Origin of the sequence: Caulobacter sp. LjRoot300 (assembly GCF_964253875.1) — a bacterium.
In the GTDB taxonomy this organism is placed as follows: Bacteria; Pseudomonadota; Alphaproteobacteria; order Caulobacterales; family Caulobacteraceae; genus Caulobacter.
Genome location: NZ_CAXUSA020000009.1, coordinates 42,242 through 58,867 on the forward strand (window position 1 = coordinate 42,242; position 16,626 = coordinate 58,867).

A 16,626-nucleotide genomic window follows, 5' to 3' on the forward strand; every position below is an offset into this window, starting at 1 on the left:
GATGCGGCCTTCGCCGTGCCCCCTGCGCCCCTGCCTCGGGGAGCCGCCATGATCGTCGTCCACCACCTGAACAACTCGCGCAGCCAGCGGGTGCTGTGGCTGCTGGAGGAGCTGGGCGCCCCCTACGAGGTCAGGCGCTACGAACGCGATCCCAAGACCATGCTGGCGCCGCCCGAACTGCTGGCCGTCCATCCGCTGGGCAAGTCGCCAATTATTACAGATGATGGGGTCACCGACGGCGACAAGACCCTCGCCGAGACCGGGGCGATCGTCGAATACCTGGTCGAGACCTATGGCCAGGGCCGGCTGGTCCCGGCCGCCGGGACGCCCGAGCGGCTGCGCTGGACCTACTGGTTGCACTATGCCGAGGGCTCGGCCATGTCGCCCCTGCTGCTGAAGCTGGTGTTCACCGCCCTGCCCGACCGCGCGCCGGGCCTGCTGAAAGGCCTGGTCAGGACCATCGCCGCCAAGGCCCAGAGCGGCTTCATCGACCTGCAGCTGAAGAGCCATATCGACTATTGGGAGGCCGAGCTGGCCAAGACCGAATGGTTCGCCGGGCCGGACTTCACCGCCGCCGACATCATGATGAGCTTCCCGCTCGAGGCCGGCGCCGCCCGGGCCGGGGCGGCCTCGCGGCCGCACGTGAAGGCGTTCCTGGACCGCATCCACGCCCGCCCGGCCTACCGCCAGGCGCTGGAACGCGGAGGACCCTACGATTACGCGCGCTGACGGGCCTTGCCGGCCATGGGGGACATGCCCATCTGGATGCCTCCAACCGCATCAGACAACGCAAAAGGAACAAGAACCCCGCGAGCGCGCTTGATCCAGGCCGCCGTCCCGGTCAAGCTTCACTTTACGGGCGGGTACTTGCTTATCGCTAACGCGGCGCCTATCCTCTCAGCCCCCGGTCGTCGCGCCAACGTCCGGGAGTCTTCCTCCCTTTGGGCGAACCGAGCTAAAATCCGCAATGGAAAAAGTGCCGATGACCGCCGGGGGTTACCAGACCCTCGACGAAGAACTGAAGCGTTTGAAGACCATCGAACGGCCGGCGGTGATCGCCGCGATTTCCGAGGCGCGCCAGCATGGCGACCTGTCGGAAAACGCCGAGTACCATGCGGCCAAGGAACGCCAGGGCTGGATCGAAGGCCGCATCGCCGAGATCGAGGACAAGATCGCCCGCGCCCAGGTCATCGACGTCTCGAAACTGTCGGGCACCCAGGTGAAGTTCGGCGCGACGGTCAGCGTCGTCGACGAGGACACCGAGGAAGAGGCTCGCTACCAGATCGTCGGCGACCACGAGGCCGACGTGAAGTCGGGCCGCATCTCGCTGAGCTCGCCGCTGTCGCGCGCCATGATCGGCAAGGAAGTCGGCGAGGTGGTCGAGGTCTATACGCCCGGCGGCGTGAAGGCCTACGAGATCCTCAAGGTCGAATGGGTCTAGCTTAAGCCCCATTCCAGGGACATTGCAGACGACGCGCCGGCCGCTCCAGCTTGCCGGCGCGTCGTCTTGCTATGGCCGGGATCACCGACGTGGTTGAAAAGAAGACATCGGCGGCGACGGAGCCCAAGGTCGCCAAGGCGCGCAAGGCCCCGGCCAAGGCGGCCGCCGCGCCGAAGGCCGCCAAGCCCGGGCCGCGCGTCGCGGCCCGTCCCAAGTCGCGCCCCGGGGCCGTCGATACGCCCGCGCCCGAGCCGACGCCTCCCCCCGTCCCCGAGCTTCCCGCCCGAGACCCCATCGTCATCTGGGCGATCTCGGACGGCCGGGCCGGCATCGAGGCCCAGGCCGTGGGCCTGGCCGAGGCCGTGGCCCGCCAGGTCCCGGCGACGATCGTGGTCAAGCGCGTGGGCTGGAGCGGCCGGACCGGCCGCCTGCCCTGGTGGGCCAACTGGCTGCCGCGCCGCTGGCTGACGCCCGAGAGCCAGATCCAGCCCCCCTGGCCCGACCTGTGGATCGCCGCCGGCCGCGCCACCCTGCCCCTGTCGATCCGCGCCAGGCGCTGGTCTGGCGGCAAGACCTATGTCGTGCAGATCCAGGACCCGCGCGTCCCGGCCCACATGTTCGACCTGGTGATCCCGCCCAAGCACGACCGGCTGTCCGGCGACAACGTCCTGCCGATCACCGGATCGCCGCACCGGGTGACGGCCGCGCGGCTCGAGAGCGAATACGAGGCGTTCAGGGACCTGATCGACGCCCTGCCCCGGCCGCGCGTGGCGGTGCTGCTGGGCGGCAAGTCCCGGGCCTTCGACCTGTCGGCCGTGCGCGCCGCCGAGATGGCCCACCAGATCCAGCTGCCGCTGGAGCAGGAGGGCGGCAGCCTGCTGATGACCTTCTCGCGGCGCACGCCCGAGCCGGCCAAGGCCCTGCTGGCCGCCCGCCTGCGCCACCTGCCAGGGATCATCTGGGACGGGACCGGCCCCAACCCCTATTTCGCCTTCCTGGCCGCGGCCGACTACATCCTGGTCACCGAGGACTCCACCAACATGGCCACCGAGGCGGCCTCGACGGGCAAGCCGGTGTTCATCCTGAAGATGGACGGGACGAGCCTGAAGTTTCGCCTGTTCCACCAGGAGCTGGAGGGCATGGGCGCGGCCCGGCCCTATGGCGGGGCCTTCCACGGCTGGACCTACGCGCCGGTCGACGAGACCGGCCGGGCGGCGGCCGAGGTGGTGGCGCGGATGGACGGGCGAGGCCGGATGGACATGCCAAGGGCGTCCAAGCCTTGAGTGTGGAGCTTGCCGGTCCCCTCGACGCGGCAGGCCAAAGCGTCAGCGTGCCGATCCCGCACGCTCAAGCCTCCGCCCCAGGTCGCTCGGTGAGCGAAATCGACACGCTCAAGCTGAATCCGAACCGCAACCTCGACGTTTACGGAACGGGGCCATCCCCTCCGCGTTACCGGTCACGAACGCCGCAACCTTGGCCGAGCCATCGCCCCGAAGGACATCGATCCCATCGTGAGCCTCTCGCGCGCCAGTCTCACCGAGGTGCTCTATCGGGTGGAGCAGCAGCGACGGGCCCTCGTGTCGGACGCGCTGCTGCCGCGCGACCTGAACCTGACCCAATGGATCGCCCTGAACGCCCTGGCCAAGGCGGGCGCGTCCACCATGACCGAACTGGCCCTGGCCTGCGCGATGGACCGCACCTCGCTGACCCGGACGATCGACAGCCTGGTGGCGCGCGGCCTGGTGGACCGCTCCACCCCGCCCAGGGACCGCCGTACCGTGCTGGTCGAGGCCTCGCCCGCCGGTCGCCGCTTGGCGGACGATGTCATGGCGCAGCTCGGCGCCCTGGAAGATCAATGGCTTGAGATCTTCGACCCGGCCACGCTGGACCGGCTGGTCGACGACCTCGAAAGGCTGCTGGCCCGGCTCTCGCCGCCGGCCAAGCGAACGGCTCTGGGGAAATAGCCGCGTCCTTTTGGATTCTGCCGCCTACCGGCCTACGGCGGTGGGTCGATCGGCAGAGTCTCCAGCGTCCGTCCTTCCTCGTCGAGGATGCACAGGCTCCATGAGCGTCCTTCGGCGAACACCTCAGGATAGTCGCGCACCAGGGCGGCCGACAGTCGCGCGGCTTCCTTGCGGGCCGACGCCCGGTCTCTCAGCATCACGCCCTCGGGATCCGGAAAGCGCTCGGCGCCCCGGACCTCGAAATGAAAGCGGGGCATGTCCATGCCTCCTCTACGCCACAGATGCGCGTCTCCACGCAAACTGGGCGCCAGCCCAAGGAAGCAACGTCGGCCTTGGGGTTTCGGATGCAGACGGGGCGAACGGCGTCTTCGGCTTGCCCCTCTAACCCACCATGTCCCAGGCCAGGGGTTCGCCGCGCTTCAGGGCGCGGGCGGCCGGGCGGCCCAGCACGGCCTCGTAGTCGGCCGGCGGCAGGCCATTGCCAGGACGGACCGAGCGGACATTGGCCTTGGTCAGGACCTCGCCGGCCGCGACGTCGGCGGTGACGTAGAGCGAGCGGCGGAACTGGCGATTGCCGCGTTCGCTGCCCAGCAGGTCATAGTTCACCCGGCCCAGGGCCTTCCAGGCGTTGCGGATGTCGTCGCACAGGGCGCGGAACTCGGCCGGCTCCAGGCTGAAGGCGGCGTCCGGGCCGCCGTCGGCGCGCGCCAGGGTGAAGTGCTTCTCCACCGCGCAGGCGCCCAGCGACACCGCCGCGACAGAGGCCGCCGTCCCCGGCGTGTGGTCCGACAGGCCGATCGGGCAGCCGAACCGCGCGGCCATGTCGACCACGGTGCGGACATTGGCGTCCTCGAAGCTGGCCGGGTAGCTGGATACGCAGTGCAGCAGCAGCACCCCCGCCGCCCCGGCTTCCAGAGCGGTGTCGAGGGCGGTCTGCATCTCGGCCAGGTTGGCCATGCCGGTCGAGATGATCAGCGGCCTGCCCTGGCGGGCGGCATAGCGGATCAGCGGCAGGTCGACGGCCTCGAACGAGGCGATCTTGTAGGCGGGGGCGCCCAGGCCCGCCAGCAGGTCGACGGCGGTCTCGTCGAACGGGCTGGAGAAGATCGTCACGCCGCGCTTGGTCGCCCGCTCGAAGATCGGCCCGTGCCATTCGTAGGGGGTCTGGGCCTCCTGGTAGAGCTCGTGCAGGCTGCGCCCGTCCCACAGGCCGCCGTGGATCTTGAACTCGGGCCGATCGACGTCCAGCGTGATGGTGTCGGCGGTGTAGGTCTGCAGCTTGATGGCGTCGCAGCCGGTGTCGGCGGCGGCGTCGACCATCTCCAGGGCCCGGTCCAGGCTGCCGTTGTGGTTGCCCGACAGTTCGCAGATCAGATAGGGCTCGAAGTCGGCGCCGATCTTGCGGCCGGCGATCTCGATGAAGGGGGCGGTCATGGGCGGGGGCTCTATGGGTGTTGCCGCCACATTAACCTTGAAATCGTGGACGAGGCGTTGATCGCGTGGACCTTGGTCCTCCCCCTATGGGGGAGGCGATCGCGCAGCGATCGGTGGGGGGAGTTTCAGGGCGGCCGACACCCCGCCAATCCCCCCTCCGGCCCTTCGGGCCACCTCCCCCACAGGGGGAGGATCATCATACCCGCACGGAGTCGCGCCAAACCGGAATCGGCCCTATATCTGCGCCCATGTCGACTCCCGAACCCCGCCACACCCGCTGCCTGATCATCGGATCGGGTCCCGCCGGCTACACCGCCGCCATCTACGCCGCCCGCGCGCTGCTCAAGCCCGTGCTGATCGCCGGCATCCAGCCGGGCGGCCAGCTGACGATCACCACCGACGTCGAGAACTATCCCGGCTTCGCCGACGTGATCCAGGGCCCGTGGCTGATGGACCAGATGAAGGCCCAGGCCGAGCATGTGGGCACCGAATTCGTCAGCGACATCGTGCTGTCGGCCGACCTCTCCAAGCGCCCGTTCCACCTCAAGACCGACAGCGGCCAGGACTGGTTCGCCGAGACCCTGATCATCGCCACCGGCGCCCAGGCCAAGTGGCTGGGCCTGGAGAGCGAAGCCAAGTTCCAGGGCTTCGGCGTCAGCGCCTGCGCCACCTGCGACGGCTTCTTCTACCGCAACAAGGACGTCGTGGTGGTCGGCGGGGGCAACACCGCCGTGGAAGAAGCCCTGTTCCTGACCAGCTTCGCCAGCAAGGTGACCCTGGTGCACCGCAAGGACGAGCTGCGGGCCGAGATGATCCTGCAGGAGCGCCTGCAGGCCCATCCCAAGATCGAGGTGATCTGGGACAGCGCCATCGACGAGGTGCTGGGCGACAGCAATCCCCAAAATGGCGCCCCTGGGGGGGTCACCGGCGTGCGGCTGAAGAACGTCAAGACCGGCCAGACGCAGGTCGTGAACTGCGACGGCGTGTTCATCGCCATCGGCCATGCCCCGTCGTCCGAGCTGTTCAAGGACCAGCTGGAAACCCACGCCGGCGGCTATCTGAGCGTCAAGCCGGGCACGACCTCGACCGCCGTGGCCGGCGTCTACGCGGCCGGCGACGTCACCGACGACGTCTACCGCCAGGCCGTCACCGCGGCCGGCATGGGCTGCATGGCCGCCCTGGAGGCCGTGCGCTTCCTGGCCGAGGAAGACCACAAGAAGGCCCACCACCCGATCAGCCACCACGAGGCCGAGAAGATCGGGGTCTGGTGATGCTGATCCGCCCATGTTGATCAGGGAAGCCACGAGCGAGGATCGCGCCGAGATCCACGCCGTGGTCGCCGCGGCCTTCGGCCAGTCTGACGAAGCCGACCTCGTCGACGCCCTGCGCGCCGACGGCGACGCCCTGGTGGAACTGGTCGCCGAGGAGGACGGCTTCATCGTCGGCCACCTGCTGTTCAGCCCGCTGATCACCGACACCGGCCGACGCTTCGCCGCCCTGGCCCCGCTGTCGGTGCCGCCCCCTCATCAGGGAGACGGGGTGGGCGCGGCGCTGATGCAGGTCGGCCATGAGCTGTGCCGCAAGGCCGGGATCGAGGCCGTGATCGTGCTGGGCCATCCCGACTACTATCCGCGCGTCGGCTATTCGGCGGAGGCCGCGCGAACGGTGACGGCGCCGTTCTCGGGACCGTCGTTCATGGGGTTGGCGTTGGTTCGCGGAGCCCTGGATACGCCGGTGACGGTGACCTACGCCAAGGCGTTCGGGGTCTAACCCCGCCCCGGTCGCGAGACTGGGGACAGGCGCATGCGCCTGTCCCCGGCCGTATCCCGTCAGTTCAGCCGATTGACCAGACTCGGCGGCCGCGGCTTGGGCTTGGGCGGTTCCGGCGGAGGCGGCGGGGCGGCCTCGACGGGCTTGACCGTGGTGTCGACCGGCGGCGCTTCCAGCACGCCCAGGGCCTTGTTGATCTTGTCGATCTCTTCCGGTGTCGGCAGGCGACGGCCGCCGCGCATGGCCGCGGCCGGGTCGCCGGTCATCGGCGGCAGGATCTCGACCACGCCCTCGGGGCTGACGATCTTGGCCGCCTCGCCGGTGGCCACGGGGACCAGGCTCTCGACGCCCGCCGCCACGGCGGCCAGCGAGCCTGGCGGGGCGGCCTCCAGGGTGCGCGGGTCGGCGCCCATCAGGATGTCGGCCGAGACCGTCTCGTCGCCCGAATAGCGGCCGCGGAAGGCCGCCTGCGTGCCCGACGGCCCGGTCCAGCGATAGAAGACGTGCCTGCCCACGGTCCGCAGCTTGACCAGGGTCGGCGCCCAGTACGGATAGACGTAGCTGGCGTGGTAGTGGGTCGCGGTTCCCACGTCCTTCATCACGTAGCCGGCCAGGGCCTGCTTGGCGATGATCTCGGCGTTGGTCCAGACCACCGGGCTGATCGTCCGCAGCAGCGAGCCGTCGCAGGTGAAGCTGAACTGGCAGCCCGTTCCCCGCGCCGCGCCCTCGTAGACGACCCCGCAGATCGACTTGGGATAGCCGGGGTGGCGCACCCGGTTGATCACGGTCTGGGCCACCGCCCGCTGGCCCTCGATCGGCTCGAAGCCGGCCTCGAAATAGACCGCCTGGGTCAGGCAGCGCAGGGCCTTGTCGCGCTCGGTGGCGGCGCCGGTCAGCATGAAGGGCCGCGAAGGCTCCACGGCCAGGGGCGAGGCGGGCTTGAAGCCGTTGATGATCCGCGCCTCGTCGAAGTCCGCATCGCGGTCGCCCAGGCGCGGGATCACGTGCAGATCCAGCTTCTCCCAGCCCCGCACCCGGCCCCAGTAGTCCTTGTGCGGTCGGGGATCGTGCCGACGGGCCAGGGCCAGCATGGCCTGGTCCATGTCGGCCGTGTAGCGCGCCAGGCCGGCGTCCGACAGACTGCCGGCGAGACGGGCCACGCCCGCCGCCCGGCCGGCCCCGGCCGGCATGTAATAGGTCGAGCACGCGGAAAGGCCGCCGAGGACGACGAGCGCCCCGACGGCCTTGATCACCGACTGTCGATCTAGTTCGGGCACGAAGGCTCCAGGGCGATCACTTTCCGCCGAGCGTGGAGCGGATCATCCAGGCGTGCTTCTCGTGGGCGGCCAGGCGCTGGGTGTAGAGGTCGGCGGTGGCCTCGTCGCCGGCTTCGTCAGCGGCCGTGAAGGCGCCGCGCAGGGTGGCGATCACCGTCTCGTTGTCGGCCAGCAGCTCCTGGAACATGCCTTCCCATTCCTTCTCGGCGTCGCCGTCCTTGACGCTGGAGAGGTTGCCGAAGGCGCTGTAGCCCATCGGCGCCAGTTCGCCCAGGGCGCGGATGCGCTCGGCGATGGCGTCCAGCGCCGTCCACTGCTCGGTGTATTGGCCTTCCAGCAGCACGTGCAGGGCCTGGAAGTTGGGGCCGCGCACGTTCCAGTGATAGCCGTGGGTCTTCAGATACAGCGCATAGCTGTCCGCCAGAACCTTGTTCAGGCCGGCCACGATGTCGGCGCGTTGTTTCGCGGTGAAGCCGGTGTTCAGGTTCGCTGCCATCATGATCTCCCGTGTTGCGCGTCCTAGGTAAGCGTGTCCATGCTCCAGGCAAGCCGTTATCCGCCTGGACTCCCATGAAGATTGAAGATCCCCACGCAAAAGTTGGTGGGCGCGCTTGGCCTGACACGATAAGCGCGTGGCTCATCCCGGGGATCCCGCCGCCGGCCTGGCGTGCGACCCTGGTGACGGCGGCGGCGATCCTGGCGGCGATGGGGCTGAGAATCGCCCTGCTGGGCTTGACCGCGGGCGTCGGCGCGACCCAGACCTTCTTTCCCGCCATGATCCTGGTCACCCTCTACGCCGGCTGGCGGTGGGGTCTGGCCCCGATCGCGGCGGGCCTGGTCTTCGCCGGCTGGCTGCTCGGCGCCTTCCGGGGCGAGGCCATGACCCGCAGCCAGGTCGCCACCCTGGTGCTGTTCGCGGTCTCGTCGCTGATCACCACCGCCGTGGCCGCCGGCCTGCGCTCCAGCATGGTCAAGCTGGCCGAGGCCCGCCGCCGGCAGTCCGAGGCCGAGGCCCGGCTGCAGGTCACCCAGACCTCCGCCGGGGTCGGCCCGTGGGAATGGGACGTCCAGAACAACGTCCTGGACCTGTCGCCCACCGCCCGCCGCAACCTGGGCCTGCCGCTCGAAGGCCCGGTCGAGCTGGACGGCCTGATCGAGGTCGTCCACCCAGACGATCGCGCCCTGGTCCGGGACAAGCTGCGCGAGGCCTTGAAGGGCGGCCATTACGAGGTCGAATACCGGCTGGCCGACCATCCCGACGGCGAGCGCTGGATCCACGGCCGCGGCGAGGTGCTCCGCGACGAGGCCGGCCGCGCCCTGCGCGTCCTCGGCGTCAATTTCGAGGTCACCGAGCGCCGCCGCGCCGAGGAGAGCCTGCGCGAGAGCGAGGCCCGTTTCCGCGCCCTGGCCGACAGCGCCCCGGCCCTGATGTGGATCAGCGGCGACGACGGCCTGCGCGTGTTCGTCAACGCCGCCTATGTCCAGTTCGCCGGCGTGACCTACGCCGAGGCCCTGGTGCTGGACTGGCGCTCGCGCCTGCACGCCGACGACCTGCCGGCCATCCTCAAGGCCCAGATCGCCGGCGAGGCCTCGCGCAAGCCGTTCAGCCTGCAGGGCCGCTACCGCCGGGCCGACGGCCAGATCCGCTGGCTCAAGTCGTTCTCGCAGCCGCGCCTGGGGCCCGGCGGCGAGTTCATCGGCTTCATCGGCATCGCCTTCGACGTCACCGAGGCCAAGGAGGCCGAGGCCAAGCTGACGGGCCTGAACGAACTGCTGGCCGACCGCGTGCAGGAGGCCCTGGCCGAGCGCGACGCCGCCCAGGCCGCCCTGACCCAGTCCCAGAAGCTGGAGGCGATCGGCCAGCTGACCGGCGGGGTGGCCCACGACTTCAACAACCTGCTGACCGTGATCATCGGCGCCCTGGACGTACTGCAGCGCAACCCCGTGGACGACAAGCGACGCGAGCGCATGCTGGAGGCCGCCCAGTCGGCGGCCCGCCGCGGCGAGAAGCTGACCCAGCACCTGCTGGCCTTCGCTCGCCGCCAGCCGCTGAACCCCGAGATCTGCCGGATCGACGCGATGATCACCGACAGCGAGAGCCTGCTGCGCCGGGCGGTCGGGGAAGGCGTCGACCTGGCCCTGGACCTCAAGGCCGGCGGCCGCACCACCCTGACCGACTCCGGCCAGTTCGAGGCCGCCCTGCTGAACCTGGTGGTCAACGCCCGCGACGCCACCCCGCCCGGCGGGCGGATCACCATCACCTCGCAAGGCGTCGATCTGGCCGAACCCCGGGGCGAGCTGCCGGCCGGCCGCTATCTGCGCGTGGCCGTGCGCGACACCGGCGCGGGCATGGACGCCCAGACCCTGGAGCGGGCCTTCGAGCCCTTCTACACTACCAAGCCGGTCGGCAAGGGCACGGGCCTGGGCCTGTCGCAGGTCTACGGCTTCGTGCGCCAGAGCGACGGCGAGGTCAGCATCGAGTCCGAGCTGGGCGTCGGCACGACGGTGGCCATGATGCTGCCGGTGCGCGAAGCCTTCTCGCCGGTGGAAGTGCGAACCGTCCAGCCGCCCGCCACCCGCGCCACCTCGCACGTGCTGCTGGTCGAGGATGACGCCGAGGTGGGCGACCTGATCGCCGCGATGATCGACGAGCTGGGCCACATGGTCAGCCGCGCCGCCAGCGCCGACGAGGCCCTGACCATCGCCCGCACCGACCCGACCCTGGCCCTGGTGATCACCGACGTGATCATGCCGGGCGGCAAGAGCGGGGTCGACCTGGCGGTGACCCTGTCGCACGAGCGGCCCGAGCTGCCGATCCTGCTCAGCTCCGGCTACACCGGCCAGGAACTGGTCCGCGCCCACGAGACGCCATGGCCCCTGCTGCGCAAGCCGTACGCCCTGGATGCCCTGGCCCAGGCCATGGCGGACGCCTGGGACCGGCACGCGCCCACCAAGGCCGTGAAGAAGGGCGGCAAGGCGAAGGGGTAGGCGGGCGGCGGCTCCTCGCCCGCTTCCGACAAGGCTCGAACGGACCCGCCCCATCGCGCCGAACACGGATTTTCACGCGCGCCCTTTGCAAGCCGCGTCGGAAGGTCTATATGTGATCCATCCCTTTTGCTCAATTTAAGCATAAGGGCGACGCCGAGGCGGGGAAGCGCTCCGTTTCCGGCGTTTTTTGAGGCCCTTGAAATGCTCAGATTGAGCATAAGTGAGGTTCACATGGCTGATGGTTTCGTGGCGGACGGTTTCGCGCCCCTCGCCTTCACCCCCGACGTCGAAGCCGCGACCGCGTCGATGTGGGACAAGGTCAAGCACCATGTGACCCCGCTGGAATGGCGGATCCACGCGCCGCTGATCGCCGAGATCAACCGGCTGAAGCGCGAGAAGAACGCCGTCATCCTGGCCCACAACTACATGACGCCCGAGATCTTCCACGGCGTGGGCGATTTCGTCGGCGACAGCCTGGCCCTGGCTCGCGAGGCGGCCAAGTGCGACGCGGCGGTGATCGTCCAGGCCGGCGTGCACTTCATGGCCGAGACCAGCAAGGTGCTGGCCCCGGAGAAGCGCGTGCTGATCCCCGACCTGCGGGCCGGCTGCAGCCTGGCCTCCTCGATCACCGGCGCCGACGTGCGGCTGATCAAGCAGCGCCACCCGGGGCTGCCGGTGGTCACCTATGTCAACACCACCGCCGACGTGAAGGCCGAGACCGACATCTGCTGCACCAGCGCCAACGCCGTGCAGGTGGTGGAGTGGGCGGCCCGCGAATGGGGCGTCGACAAGGTGATCCTGATCCCCGACGAGTTCCTGGCCCGCAACGTCGCCCGCCAGACCGAGGTCAAGATCATCGCCTGGGCCGGCCGCTGCGAGGTGCACGAGCGCTTCACCGCCCAGGACATCGCCGACATGCGCGCGGCCTATCCGGGCGCCGACATCCTGGCCCATCCCGAGTGCCCGGCCGAGATCCTGGAGGCCGCCGACTTCGCCGGCTCGACCGCGGCGATGAACGACTACGTGGCGCTGCGCAAGCCCAAGCAGGTGGTGCTGATCACCGAGTGCTCGATGGCCTCCAACGTCCAGGCCGAAAGCCCGGGCACCCAGTTCATCGGCCCCTGCAACCTGTGCCCGCACATGAAGCGGATCACCCTGCGGAACATCTACGACGCCCTGGTCCACGACCAGTACGAGGTGACGGTCGACCCCGGCGTCCAGGTCCGCGCCAAGCTGGCCGTCCAGCGGATGATCGACCTGCCGCCGCCGGCGGTTCCGGCGCGGTACGACCTGGTCAAGGCCAAGCACCACGTGGACGTGGAGTTGATCTGAAAGCCCTTCCCCCTTGATGGGGGAAGGGTTGGGATGGGGGTGACCTCAGCGTCTCCACCGTCCCGCCCTGTACGCGTTTCTTCGATGGCTGAACGCTTCGCGTTCACCCCCATCCCCGGCCCTTCCCCCATCAAGGGGGAAGGGAGTGGAGTTGAAGCATGACCGACCGCATCACCTTCGACGGCCCCGTGATCCTCGGGGCGGGCCTGGCGGGCCTGACCGCCGCCCTGGCTTGCGTCCCGCGCAAGGCGCTGGTGCTGTCGCCGACGCCGCTGGCCACCGGCTGCTCCAGCGCCTGGGCCCAGGGCGGCATGGCCGCGGCCCTGTCGGACGAGGACGCCCCGGCCCTGCACGCCGCCGACACCATCGCGGCCGGCGCCGGACTCTGCGATCCGGCCGCCGTCGAACTGCTGACCACCGAGGGCCCCGCCGCCGTCCGCGCCCTGGCCGCCCTGGGCGCGCCGTTCGACCGCAAGCCTGATGGCCAGTTCGTGCTCAGCCTCGAGGCCGCCCACGCCAAGGCCCGGGTCGCCCGGGTCGGCGGCGACGGGGCCGGGGCGGCGATCATGGCCGCGGTCATCGCCGCCGTCCGCGCCGCGCCCTCGATCGAGATCCGCGAGAACGCCCGGGCCCGGCGGCTGCTCCAGGACGCGACCGGCCGCGTCGTCGGCCTGATCGCCGAGATCGACGGCGCCCTGGTCGAGATCGTCGCGCCGGCCGTGATCCTGGCCACCGGCGGGGTGGGCGGCCTCTACGCCGTCACCACCACCCCGGCCGAGGTGCGCGGCGAGGGCCTGGGCCTGGCCGCCCTGGCCGGGGCCGAGATCGCCGATCCGGAGTTCGTGCAGTTCCATCCCACGGCCATCGACATCGGCCGCGACCCCGCCCCGCTGGCCACCGAGGCCCTGCGCGGCGAAGGGGCGGTCCTGCGCGATACGGATGGCCGGGCGTTCATGGCCGACTACCATCCGGCCAAGGAGCTGGCCCCGCGCGACGTGGTGGCCCGGGCCATCCACGCCGAGCGCGCGGCGGGCCGAGGCGCGTTCCTGGACGCCACGGCGGCGGTGGGCGAGCACTTCCCGCACGAGTTCCCGGCCGTGTTCGCCGCCTGCATGAGCGCGGGGATCGACCCGCGCGTCCAACCGATCCCGGTGACCCCGGCCGTGCACTACCACATGGGCGGGGTGGCCACCGACCTGGACGGCCGCACCAGCCTGCCGGGCCTGCTGGCCGCCGGCGAATGCGCCAGCACGGGGGTGCACGGCGCCAACCGCCTGGCCTCCAACAGCCTGCTGGAAGCGGCGGTGTTCGGCGCGAGAGCCGGCCGGATCGCCCGCGAGATGACGCACGGCGGCGCGCCCCTGCCCGCCGCGCCGACGCCCGACCTGCCGGAGACCGCTCTCCAGACCTTGCGCCAGGCGATGAGCCGCGACGCCGGGGTGATCCGCGACGCCGACGGCCTCTCGCGCCTGATCGCCGGCCTCGACGCCCTGGAGGCGGTCCACGGCGCCGCGCCCACCCTGGTCGCCGCCCAGCTGATCGCCCGCGCCGCCCTGGCCCGCGAGGAAAGCCGAGGCGGTCATTTCCGCGCCGACTTCCCCGCCACGGCCTTGCCGGAGCGAACTTTCGTCACCCTGGACGCCTCCAACACCGGCTTGCGCTACGCGGCGGAATAGAGGCACATAACGGGAACGGAGGCTCGGCCATGACGGCGACGAACGCGGGTTTCGAGGAACGTGGCGACAGCGAGTTCCTGTTCGACTTCGACCAGTTCGAGCGGATGGATCAGGCCGGCGTCTTCGACGGTGTTCAAGGCCATGTCGAACTGATCGAGGGGAAGATCATCCACATGGCGCCGGCTTCGATGGATCATGGCGGCGTCAACGCCGACGTGGTGTTCGCGATCAAGACCGCGCTGCGCGCGCTCGCGCCGCAACCGGCGCTGAGGGTGATCACCAACGCTACCCTACAGATCGGCCGGCGTAACGCGCCGCAACCCGATGTGTTTGTCGTGCGGGCCGGTGAGAACGGCAAATATGCCCAGGCCGAACAAGCCGTGCTCGTGGTCGAGGTCTCGATCTCGGCGCGCGGAAACGACCTGACCGTAAAGAGCCGCCTCTACGCGCGAGCCGGCGTCCCGGAATACTGGGTGGTCGAGCCTGAAAGCCGGAAGGTGAGCGTCCTGCGCGACCCGCAACCCGACGGAACCTGGGCCTCGACCACCATCCTCGAAGGCGAAGGCGCAGTCGTCTCGCCCCCGTTCGCCCCGCAGATCAGCATTCCGCTGACGGAGTTGTTTTGATTACCCCCCTCCCCGACCTCCTGGTCCGCCCGATCATCGACATGGCCCTGGCCGAGGACCTGGGCCGGGCCGGCGACATCACCGCCCAGGCCTGCATCGATCCGGACGCCCGCCTGTCGGTGGTCTGGGCCGCGCGGCAGGACGGCCGGGTCGCGGGCCTGTCCTGCGCCCGCCTGGCCCTGGCCGCCCTGGACCCCGCCGCCAGGTTCGAGGTCGTCACGCCGGACGGCGCCGACGCCGCGCCCGGCGCGATCCTGGCCCGGGCAGAGGGCGACGCCCGCGCCGTGCTGGCCGCCGAGCGCACGGGCCTGAACCTGCTGGGCAAGCTGTCGGGAATCGCCACCTTGACGAGGGCCTATGTCCGCCTGGTCGAGGGCACGGGCGCCACCATCGTCGACACCCGCAAGACCACCCCCGGCCTGCGGGCCCTGGAAAAGTACGCCGTGCGCTGCGGCGGCGGGATCAACCACCGCTTCGGCCTGGACGACGCGATCCTGATCAAGGACAACCACGTCGCCGCCTGCGGCGGGGTGGGCGAGGCCGTGCGCCGGGCCCGCGCCTTCGCCGGCCACCTGGTCAAGGTGGAGGTGGAAGTCGACGGGCTGGACCAGCTGGAGGACGCCCTGAAGCACGGCCCCGACGTGGTCATGCTCGACAATTTCAGCCTCGACGATCTGAAGACCGCCGTCGCCCTGGCCAAGGGCCGGGCGGTGCTGGAAGCTTCCGGCGGCGTCAACCTGACCACGGTGCGGGCCATCGCCGAGACCGGCGTCGACGTGATCAGCGTCGGCGCCCTGACCCACTCGGCCCTGGTCCTGGACATCGGCCTGGACGCGGTGTGAGGGCTGTTCCACGCCTAGCTTGGGCGATGCGGCAAGACGTCCCGTCCCTGTAACGGCAGCGCTTTCTTAACGCTGATCAGTCATAGGGTACGGGTCCCGGCGCGACGCCGGGCGGCCGGAGCGTGTCGGGTCTTGCAGCCAAGTCAGTATATCAATCTCGACAAGGCGCGGGCGTTGATCGTCGACGACAATCCCCAGTCGCTGGACATCCTGGCGGGCGTGCTGACCAGCTTCGGGCTGCGCAACATCGTGCGCAAGGCCAGCGGCCCCGAGGCCCAGGACGAGTTGAAATACCACGCCTATGACCTGGTCCTGGCCAACGGCGCCCTGCCGGAACTGGACGGCTACGACCTGACCCGCTGGCTGCGCCGCGAGGCCGACGAGGCCAACCGCATGACGCCGGTGATCATCGTCACCTCCCACACCCGCCGCAGCCTGGTCGAGAAAGCCCGCGACTGCGGGGCCAACTTCATCGTCACCAAGCCGATCTCGCCGGCGGTGATGCTCGAGCGCATTCTTTGGGTGGCCAGAGGCGATCGGCTGTTCATCGAATGCGAGACCTATGCCGGTCCCGACCGCCGCTGGCGCAACCAGGGTCCGCCGGTGGAGTTCCCGGACGGCCGGCGCCGCGACGATAAGTCCATTGAGCTGGGCGAGGCCGGGGGCCACAACATGTCCCAGGATGAGCTGGACGCCCTCATCAAGCCGATGAGGTCGATCGCATGAGCGAGGTCAAGAAGAGCCGCATGAAGCCCCGCCTGGGTCAGCTGATGACCCAGAAGGGCGGCATGTACGTGGCCGAGGCCCTCAAGCGCGCCGACGCCACCCTGGAGACCCTGCGCGAGCCGTCGTTGAGCGGCATCGACGACTACATCGCCGCGCTGGACGCCCTGCTGGCCGCGGACCTCGACGACGCCGCCCGGATCGAGGCGCTCTACGCCCGGTCCGGCGACATTGTCAGCCTCAGCGGCGCCGAGCTCGGCAAGGCCGTCCAGGTCGCCGCCCGCTCGTTGTGCGACCTGCTTGACGAAGCCGACGGCCTGACGCCCTCGGCCCTGGCCGGGATCAAGGTGCACGTGGCTTCGATCAAGCTGCTGCACCGCGCGCCCGACAACCCCACGCTCCAAGGCCCCATCCTGCAGGGCCTGGCCAGCGTGCTGGAAAAGCAGCGCGCCGAGCGCAAGGCGCAGGGTTAGGATCGGGGACGTTTAGGATCGGGGACATGCACTTGTGCGTGTCCCCACTTCATGAGCGAACCTTGGAGACCCTGGGGACA

General features: G+C 70.1%; 17 protein-coding genes. 13 read left to right on the top strand and 4 right to left on the bottom strand.

Annotation, left to right across the window (positions count from 1 at the left end; all coding sequences use genetic code 11):
• Positions 1–48: 48 nt before the first annotated feature.
• The 4 genes from ACSQ2G_RS22110 (at position 49) to ACSQ2G_RS22125 (ending at position 3,405) form a co-directional block, all read left to right on the top strand.
• Positions 49–729, top strand: a complete 681-nt coding sequence (locus tag ACSQ2G_RS22110) for a glutathione S-transferase family protein (protein ID WP_436034536.1) — start codon at positions 49–51, stop codon at positions 727–729.
• Positions 730–967: 238 nt separating this feature from the next.
• The gene (greA, locus tag ACSQ2G_RS22115; protein ID WP_028037562.1) at positions 968–1,441 is read left to right on the top strand and encodes a transcription elongation factor GreA; all 474 of its coding nucleotides are present in this window, start codon (positions 968–970) and stop codon (positions 1,439–1,441) included.
• 71 nt (positions 1,442–1,512) lie between these two features.
• Complete coding sequence (locus ACSQ2G_RS22120; RefSeq protein ID WP_436034537.1) at positions 1,513–2,724, top strand: mitochondrial fission ELM1 family protein; 1,212 nt, start codon at positions 1,513–1,515, stop codon at positions 2,722–2,724.
• Between the two features lie 228 nt (positions 2,725–2,952).
• A complete protein-coding gene (locus ACSQ2G_RS22125; RefSeq protein WP_436034538.1) occupies positions 2,953–3,405 on the top strand; it encodes a MarR family winged helix-turn-helix transcriptional regulator in 453 nt (150 codons plus the stop codon).
• A 32-nt stretch (positions 3,406–3,437) separates the two neighbouring features.
• Here the strand turns inward: ACSQ2G_RS22125 and ACSQ2G_RS22130 are convergent, their stop codons facing one another.
• Both ACSQ2G_RS22130 and pseI read right to left on the bottom strand, forming a co-directional pair.
• A complete protein-coding gene (locus tag ACSQ2G_RS22130; protein WP_436034539.1) occupies positions 3,438–3,662 on the bottom strand; it encodes a DUF6894 family protein in 225 nt (74 codons plus the stop codon).
• 124 nt (positions 3,663–3,786) lie between these two features.
• Positions 3,787–4,839 carry a pseudaminic acid synthase gene (gene pseI, locus ACSQ2G_RS22135; protein ID WP_436034540.1) on the bottom strand — a complete coding sequence of 351 codons (1,053 nt, stop codon included), beginning with the start codon at positions 4,837–4,839 and terminating at the stop codon, positions 3,787–3,789.
• 248 nt (positions 4,840–5,087) lie between these two features.
• Here pseI and trxB point away from each other — a divergent pair, with 248 nt between their 5' ends.
• Positions 5,088–6,110, top strand: coding sequence for a thioredoxin-disulfide reductase (gene trxB, locus ACSQ2G_RS22140; protein ID WP_436034541.1), 1,023 nt, complete (start codon positions 5,088–5,090; stop codon positions 6,108–6,110).
• Between the two features lie 13 nt (positions 6,111–6,123).
• Positions 6,124–6,609 carry a GNAT family N-acetyltransferase gene (locus ACSQ2G_RS22145; RefSeq protein WP_436034542.1) on the top strand — a complete coding sequence of 162 codons (486 nt, stop codon included), beginning with the start codon at positions 6,124–6,126 and terminating at the stop codon, positions 6,607–6,609.
• 59 nt (positions 6,610–6,668) lie between these two features.
• On the opposite strand, the gene ACSQ2G_RS22150 is transcribed toward ACSQ2G_RS22145, so the two are convergent.
• Both ACSQ2G_RS22150 and ACSQ2G_RS22155 read right to left on the bottom strand, forming a co-directional pair.
• On the bottom strand, positions 6,669–7,886 hold the full coding sequence (locus ACSQ2G_RS22150) for a cell wall hydrolase (RefSeq protein ID WP_436034543.1): 1,218 nt from the start codon (positions 7,884–7,886) through the stop codon (positions 6,669–6,671).
• Between the two features lie 16 nt (positions 7,887–7,902).
• Positions 7,903–8,382, bottom strand: a complete 480-nt coding sequence (locus ACSQ2G_RS22155) for a Dps family protein (RefSeq protein ID WP_436034544.1) — start codon at positions 8,380–8,382, stop codon at positions 7,903–7,905.
• 182 nt (positions 8,383–8,564) lie between these two features.
• Here ACSQ2G_RS22155 and ACSQ2G_RS22160 point away from each other — a divergent pair, with 182 nt between their 5' ends.
• The 7 genes from ACSQ2G_RS22160 (at position 8,565) to ACSQ2G_RS22190 (ending at position 16,546) form a co-directional block, all read left to right on the top strand.
• Complete coding sequence (locus tag ACSQ2G_RS22160; RefSeq protein WP_436034545.1) at positions 8,565–10,874, top strand: PAS domain-containing protein; 2,310 nt, start codon at positions 8,565–8,567, stop codon at positions 10,872–10,874.
• Between the two features lie 246 nt (positions 10,875–11,120).
• Positions 11,121–12,206, top strand: a complete 1,086-nt coding sequence (gene nadA / locus ACSQ2G_RS22165) for a quinolinate synthase NadA (protein ID WP_436034588.1) — start codon at positions 11,121–11,123, stop codon at positions 12,204–12,206.
• Between the two features lie 158 nt (positions 12,207–12,364).
• Entirely contained in the window at positions 12,365–13,882 is a 1,518-nt protein-coding gene (locus tag ACSQ2G_RS22170) for an L-aspartate oxidase (RefSeq protein WP_436034546.1), read from the top strand.
• Positions 13,883–13,911: 29 nt separating this feature from the next.
• Positions 13,912–14,508, top strand: a complete 597-nt coding sequence (locus ACSQ2G_RS22175) for a Uma2 family endonuclease (protein WP_436034547.1) — start codon at positions 13,912–13,914, stop codon at positions 14,506–14,508.
• Positions 14,509–14,549: 41 nt separating this feature from the next.
• Positions 14,550–15,350 carry a carboxylating nicotinate-nucleotide diphosphorylase gene (gene nadC / locus ACSQ2G_RS22180; protein WP_436034589.1) on the top strand — a complete coding sequence of 267 codons (801 nt, stop codon included), beginning with the start codon at positions 14,550–14,552 and terminating at the stop codon, positions 15,348–15,350.
• 132 nt (positions 15,351–15,482) lie between these two features.
• Positions 15,483–16,076 (top strand): response regulator, encoded by a 594-nt coding sequence (locus tag ACSQ2G_RS22185; protein WP_436034548.1) that lies wholly within the window; start codon positions 15,483–15,485, stop codon positions 16,074–16,076.
• Positions 16,073–16,546: a hypothetical protein gene (locus ACSQ2G_RS22190; RefSeq protein WP_436034549.1), complete on the top strand. Its 474-nt coding sequence runs from the start codon at positions 16,073–16,075 to the stop codon at positions 16,544–16,546. Before ACSQ2G_RS22185 ends, ACSQ2G_RS22190 begins: the two co-directional genes overlap by 4 nt.
• Positions 16,547–16,626 lie beyond the last annotated feature (80 nt).

Bases quoted from the DNA above. Each gene is read 5' to 3' on its own strand.
- ACSQ2G_RS22110 (WP_436034536.1), top strand. From the start codon at position 49: ATGATCGTCGTCCACCACCTGAACAACTCGCGCAGCCAGCGGGTGCTG.
- greA (WP_028037562.1), top strand. From the start codon at position 968: ATGGAAAAAGTGCCGATGACCGCCGGGGGTTACCAGACCCTCGACGAA.
- ACSQ2G_RS22120 (WP_436034537.1), top strand. From the start codon at position 1,513: ATGGCCGGGATCACCGACGTGGTTGAAAAGAAGACATCGGCGGCGACG.
- ACSQ2G_RS22130 (WP_436034539.1), bottom strand. From the start codon at position 3,662: ATGCCCCGCTTTCATTTCGAGGTCCGGGGCGCCGAGCGCTTTCCGGAT.
- pseI (WP_436034540.1), bottom strand. From the start codon at position 4,839: ATGACCGCCCCCTTCATCGAGATCGCCGGCCGCAAGATCGGCGCCGAC.
- trxB (WP_436034541.1), top strand. From the start codon at position 5,088: ATGTCGACTCCCGAACCCCGCCACACCCGCTGCCTGATCATCGGATCG.
- ACSQ2G_RS22145 (WP_436034542.1), top strand. From the start codon at position 6,124: ATGTTGATCAGGGAAGCCACGAGCGAGGATCGCGCCGAGATCCACGCC.
- ACSQ2G_RS22155 (WP_436034544.1), bottom strand. From the start codon at position 8,382: ATGGCAGCGAACCTGAACACCGGCTTCACCGCGAAACAACGCGCCGAC.
- ACSQ2G_RS22170 (WP_436034546.1), top strand. From the start codon at position 12,365: ATGACCGACCGCATCACCTTCGACGGCCCCGTGATCCTCGGGGCGGGC.
- ACSQ2G_RS22175 (WP_436034547.1), top strand. From the start codon at position 13,912: ATGACGGCGACGAACGCGGGTTTCGAGGAACGTGGCGACAGCGAGTTC.
- nadC (WP_436034589.1), top strand. From the start codon at position 14,550: ATGGCCCTGGCCGAGGACCTGGGCCGGGCCGGCGACATCACCGCCCAG.
- ACSQ2G_RS22190 (WP_436034549.1), top strand. From the start codon at position 16,073: ATGAGCGAGGTCAAGAAGAGCCGCATGAAGCCCCGCCTGGGTCAGCTG.